At 63.9% G+C, this 6,218-nt stretch carries 3 protein-coding genes; all 3 read right to left on the bottom strand.

Features of this window, described 5'->3' with window-relative positions; all coding sequences use genetic code 11:
* Positions 1 to 35 precede the first annotated feature (35 nt).
* Positions 36 to 2,540, bottom strand: coding sequence for a PIG-L family deacetylase (locus tag DEVEQU_RS12875; protein ID WP_126150998.1), 2,505 nt, complete (start codon positions 2,538 to 2,540; stop codon positions 36 to 38).
* A gap of 516 nt (positions 2,541 to 3,056) precedes the next feature.
* A complete protein-coding gene (locus tag DEVEQU_RS12880; protein ID WP_223214217.1) occupies positions 3,057 to 4,643 on the bottom strand; it encodes an FGGY-family carbohydrate kinase in 1,587 nt (528 codons plus the stop codon).
* Between the two features lie 54 nt (positions 4,644 to 4,697).
* Positions 4,698 to 6,170, bottom strand: a complete 1,473-nt coding sequence (locus tag DEVEQU_RS12885) for a mannitol dehydrogenase family protein (protein WP_126151000.1) — start codon at positions 6,168 to 6,170, stop codon at positions 4,698 to 4,700.
* Positions 6,171 to 6,218: the final 48 nt, after the last annotated feature.

Below are 6,218 nucleotides of genomic sequence, written 5' to 3' on the forward strand. Positions count from 1 at the left end.
CGCGGCAGGGAGGTCCCCGCGAGCCGGATGCTTGATCAGCGCTTGGCGGGCTGGATCAGGTTGGCCATGATGCGGAAGGCACCCGGCGTCAGCTTGTCGAGCTGGTGATGCAGCACGAGGCTGGTATGGGTGTGGCGGCCTTCGCCGATCTCAGCCGAGAGCAGCGAACCGGTCAGCGGCTCTTCGCCGGCATCGTTCATGGCGAGCAAGGGCTTATAGACCTCGTCCCATTCCGACGCGAAATAGAGACCGCGTTCCTTGTCCCAATTGGCCCAGTCTTCTTCCCCAATGACGTTGGGGTAGTTGAGCAGCGGATGATCGGGCTCGAGCACGGTCACCGGCGCCTTGGCATCGGTCACGCGATAGCGGATCGAAGGTGTGCCGATCTTGAGGAAGGCCAGCGGCACGGTGTCGTTGTTCCAGCCATCCGAGGGACGGTGGTAGAGCGTCAGCAGGTGACCGCCATTCTTGACCCATTCGTGAATGCCCGGCAGAGCGGCCACGAGATCCTTGCGGCGACCGAAGGAGAAGATACCCACGACCAGGGTATCGAGGTCGCGATAGGCGCCCGATTCCATGTCCGCCGGGGTCAGTTCCTTGAGGTTGACGCCGAGACGCTTGAGCCAGGTGGCGACATTGTCATTGCCGCCGCCGATATAGCCGATCTTGCCTTCCGGGATCAGTGCACCAACCGACTGCACCGGCACCGCGACTTCCGTCGGCACGACCGAACGGCCGATATGCGGGTAGGAGAAGACGTTGATGGCATAGGCCTGCTTGTCGAGCAGCTTGGGCGCAATGGTGATGCGCTCGGTGCCCAGCTCGGCCGGCGGGGCCAGCTCGAAGGTGCCGGCTTCCGAACCGGTTTCGCCAGTTGCCGTCATCGACCAGCCTTCGGGCAGGTTGAAGTCGAGATCGGCCGTAGTCGCGCCGGAAACCACGGCGGTCATTTCGACCGGCACGATTTCCTTTTCGGTGTTGAACACCACGGCATCGGGCTTGAGCTCGAGCGAAGCCTCGGGCAGCACCCGCAGCGCATCTTCGAGGTCGATATCGAGCACGGCCTTGTAGCCATCGATATCAGCGGTCAGCTGCACATAGGCATCGCCATTGCCGCCGAGCGGATCGAACTGCTCGTTCAGCGGGTTGGTCAAAGCTGCGTCAGCCGCGACGGTGACCTTGACGCCATCTTCGCTGGTAGCGCTGCTGATGCCGTCGCGCGCGACGACAGCCACCGATGCCACCTTAACGGCCTCGGGCGCATCGACCACGGTCTTGACCACGATGTCCTGGCCCGGGCGCAGATCGCCGCCATCGGTGAAGGCACGGATATGCATGCCGGCAGCGGTAGCGAGCGCCAGGTCGACTTCCTTGATCTTACGATCGAGGCGATGACCGGCCTGCAGTTCCAGCTCTTCGGGCAGGTTGGCGCGGGCTTCGGTGATGGCCTTGCCGATTTCGACCAGCTTCTTGGTGACCACGACCGGATCGCCATAGTCAGAAATGGCTTCTTCGATGAGGCCATGGGCATTGCGCAGCGCATCGGCCGCCGAAGCGGGCATGCCCTCGAGCGCAGCGACGTGACCGACAGTGGCGATGAGGCCATCGCGAATGTCGTTTTCCTGTTTACCGGCTTCGCCATTGGCGGCCCAGCTCAGGTTCAGCGGCCATTCGGTCTGCGGATCGGGACGCCAGGAGCCCATGCCCTGCGTCAGATGGCAGGAGCGGGACCATTCGCCCATCTGTGGGAAGGTGGCGCCGGAAATCGGGTCGCGCTCGGGGGCACGCACCACCAGCGTCTGCGGCGGCGGCGGAGTTTCGTCGTCATAGACGCCGCCACCACCGCCCCATGCGGGCTGATAGATCTTCGGCACGCTCCAGGGTTTCAAGCCCGCAGCGATCTGGTTGGGGAATTCGTTTTCGTCGCCGGAAATCTTGGCGGTGACGAAGGTGGCGACGTTGGCGGCGCGGTGATGACCGTGCTGACCGCCCACGTCGAGGAAGCAGTTCATGATCACGTCGGGGCGGTAGTAGCGGAACGCCCAGGTCATGCGCTCGATGACGCGGTCGCGGCCCCAGCGGTCGATGGTCTGGTTCGGGTCCTTGGAGAAGCCGAAATCGTGTACGCTGTCATGATGGCCCTGGCCGCCAAAGGCCAGCGAGGCGTCGAGGGCGCGCGAGGCTTCGGTCATTTCGCGGGTGCGCAGCACGCCGAGAACCGAGCCGCGCTCCGGACCGATGGCGTTCTGGCCGCCTTCGCCGCGGGTGATGCAGTAAAGCACCGGATGAATGCCATAGACATGGCGCAGAGCCGCCAGCATGCCGCTGGGCTCGTCATCCGGATGCGCGCCCGTGGTCATCAGCGTGACGGTCGATGTCAGGCGCTCCAGCTGACGATAGAGCTTGACGATGGCCGGCTCCCCCTTCTGAGCCGCGATCAGTTCCAGATTGGAGGCGGGAGCCGCCCAGGCGGGAATCTGCGTGGCCGCCAGCAAAGGCGGCACGGAGGCGATAAAGGTTCGCCGAGTCAAACGTGTCATTGGTCTTTTCCTCTCCATGACCGGGTCGCAGCCGGGCCCTCCGCGGCCCTCTGCAACGATCATGTGACCAACTATGCGGACGCTATTAACTTAACTCAAGTGTGTTAATCAGATTCTTTCCGGGTGTTTTTCATGCTGTGAGAGAAATGAAAAAGGCAATGCAGATCAAATGATTGGCCAATGCCAGGCAATAGCAAAACCGGCCGACTACACCTAAAGGACAATGCGCCGAACCGGAAAAATTCGACAGGGATCGGAGCAAGGGTCCCTGGTCTGCGCAGTTGCGCCCACCAGTCCGGCATGGGAGCAATGCTCAATCTGACTGCGAGTTGGCGCTATTTTTTTGGCCCGCTGCGTCCTAAGCACCACGCCGCCCTCGGGCTTGACCAGAGGGCCTGTCAGCGCGCCACGTGGACGAACTGGTGCACGCGGAGATTGGCCCTTGGGTCGAGCCCGAGGGTGGAATCGGGCGTGTTGCAGCTGTCGCGCCAGAGTTCGAGCCGGACGCTCGCCCGGTCAGGACAGCGCGTCGAGCGCCTGGCGATGACGCTGCATTTCGAGAAAGATGCGATAATCCCGGTCGAACTGCGCCCGCGCCAAGGGGTTGGGTTCACGCACCGTGCCGCCCTGGTCCATGCCCCGGCAGGCAGCATCGAGGCTGGGATAGAGCGCGGCAGCATTGGCCGCGATCATCGCCATGCCCAGCAGCGTTGCATCCGGGGTTTGCGGTTCGGCGACGCGACAGCCGGTAACGTCGGGATAGAGCTCCATCAGCAGCGGATTTTTGGTGTGCCCGCCAATGATGTGCATGGTGTCGATGGCGTAGGCGCCGCCCTGCATGGATTCAAGGATATGGCGAATGCCCATGGCGATGCCGACGCAACTGCGCCAATACAGGCGGCAAAGACTGTCGAAATCGCTGTCCAGCGTCAGGCCCGAAATCACGCCCAGGGCGTTGGGATCGGCCAGAGGCGAGCGGTTGCCATGGAAATCGGGCAGCACATGCAGCCGGTCGGCCAGCGCGATCCCCTCAATTTCGCGCAATTCCATGATGCGGGCGACGATGGCCGCATGCCGCTCGGACGTCGGCTCGCCACCGGCGCCGTGCCATTGCACGACATGGTCGAGCAGCGCCCCGGACGCCGACTGCCCGCCTTCGAGCTGCCAGAAGCCTTCGAGAATGGTGCCCAGATGCGGGCCCCAAATGCCATTGATGCCGATGCTGCGGTCGGACATGGCCATGACGCAGCTGGAGGTACCGGCGATCAAGGCGCAATGGCGATGCATCTGCGCGGCCTCCTTGGTGAGCGGCCCCAGCACCGCCAGCGCGCCGGCATAGGCATCGACGACGCCCGCCCCCACCCGGCAGCGCGTCGTCAGCCCTAGGTCCGCTGCGGCCTTTTCAGTGAGCGGCCCGAGATCGGCGCCCACCGGTTTAGCCACATCAGGCAGGGCAGCGCGCTCGAACAGGTCTTCGAGGCCCACCTGCGCGAGGAAGTCACGCTTCCAGGCGGTGTCCTGATGGGCAAGATAGGTCCATTTGGTGGTCAGCGTGCATTGCGAACGCGCCAGCGATCCCGTCGCCATGAAGGACAGAAAATCGGCCAGATCGAAGATCATGCCGGCGCGGGCCCAGCTCTGCGGCAGGTGCCGCTTGAGCCACATGAGCTTGGGCATTTCCATTTCGGGCGACATGACGCCGCCGATATAGTCGAGCACTTCGTGGCCTGTGGCCGTACATTCTTCTGCCTCGGCCAGCGCGCGGTGGTCCATCCAGACTATGGTGTCCCAGCGATCTTCGCCGGCAGTGGTCACGCTGACCGGCTGGCCAGCCGGATCGCGCACCACCAGCGAACAGGTGGCGTCGAAGGCGATGCCGGCGATATCGGCGGGCGCCGCGTCCGCACGCTTCATGGCCCCGCGCACAGCTTCGCACACGGCCTGCCAGATCTGGGTACTGTCATGCTCGGCGAAATTGGCGTCTTCGCGCCGCATCAGGATCGGAAAAGCGTGCCGCCCCAGCAGTTTGCCAGCGGGCGTAAAAACGCCTGCCCGGGCACTGCCCGTTCCGACATCCACTCCCACCAGGAGGTCTTGCGCCACGCCGGCCTCTCTTCTTGGTCCGGCGCGGACCATAGCGGATGACGCCGGACGGGGCTAGAGCCGGTTGGCCAGATAGGCTTCGAGCGCGGCGCGCGTGCCGTTGGCCCAAAGGAAATCGAGACAGGTGCCAAAGGCGGCGACAAAGGCGGGGGCCTGGGCGAGGTCGCCATAGATATCGCTCATTTCAAGCCAGGCACACGGATCGTCTTTTGCCCGTTTCGCCTGCGCCGTGAGCCGCTCCCAATTGGGATCGTTGGGTTCGATGACGGCGCCACTCTCGGTAGTACCGTAGCAATAGCGGCACCATAGCGCCGAAACCAGCGCCAGGCCGGTCACCGAAGCGCCGGCGCGCACCCGGTCGAGCGCCGAGGGGATGATGAATTTGGGCTGGCGATTGGAGCCATCGAGGGCGAGCCGGCGGATCGTGTCGCCGATCTTGGGATTGGCGAAGCGGCGTTCGCAGAGCGCGAAATAGGCATTGAGATCGGTGTCGGGCACGGGCGGCACGATGGGGATGATCTCCTCGCTCTCGACCTTCTTGAGGAAGGCAGAGACCAGCGGGTGTTCCATGGCTTCGTGGACGAAGTGAATGTCGAGCAGGCCCGCTGGATAGGCAATGGTGGCATGGCCGCCATTGAGGATGCGGATTTTCATATGCTCGTAGGGCGCGACATCATCAACGAACTGCACGCCGACTTTTTCCAGCGCCGGGCGGCCAGCGGGGAAATTGTCTTCCAGCACCCATTGCTTGAAGCTCTCGCAGAAAACGGGCCAACCATCCTCGATGCCGAAGTGCTCGGCGAGCAGGTTCTTCTCGCGATCCGAGGTGGCGGGGGTGATGCGATCGACCATGCCATTGGGGAAAGCGACCGAGGATTTGACCCATTCGGCTAGGGCCGGGTCGATGAGCTGGGCGAGGCCCGCGATGGCATTCTCGGTGACGTGGCCATTGCCGGGGATGTTGTCGCAGCTCATGACAGTGAAGGGTGCGATGCCGGCGTCGCGGCGCTTCACCAGACCGGCGAGGATCAGGCCAAAGGCGGTTTTCGGCGTATCGAAATGAGCGGCGTCCCAGGCGATGTCGGGATGGGTCGGGTCGAATTTTTGCGACGCCGGGTCGATGTAATAGCCGCCTTCGGTGATGGTCAGCGAGACGATGCGGATCGCCGGATTGGTGAGGGCGGCGATGACGGACTGGCTATCGCCGGGTTCGAGATAATCCACCATGACGCCGGTAATGTGAGCGGAGGAGCTGCCGGCTTCCTGCTCGACCACGCTGGTGAGCCAATCCTGCTGGCGCAGCACATCGCGCATCGCCGCGTCCGATGCGCGGGTGCCGGCGCCGATGATCGCCCAGTCATGCCCTTCGCCACTGTTGAACAGGGCATCGAGATAGACGGCCTGATGGGCGCGATGAAAATTGCCAACGCCGAAATGGACGATGCCGGGGGTGAGATCGGCCCGGGTGTAGGTGGGCGCGGCGGCGCTGGTGATCGAGGAGAGGGTGGCGAGGGAGAGGTGGGTCATGTGGTCCTCGATTTGGGCTCCCTCCCCCCTTGAGGGGGAGGGTTGGGG

It is taken from the genome of Devosia equisanguinis, assembly GCF_900631955.1.
Classification (GTDB): Bacteria; Pseudomonadota; Alphaproteobacteria; order Rhizobiales; family Devosiaceae; genus Devosia; species Devosia equisanguinis.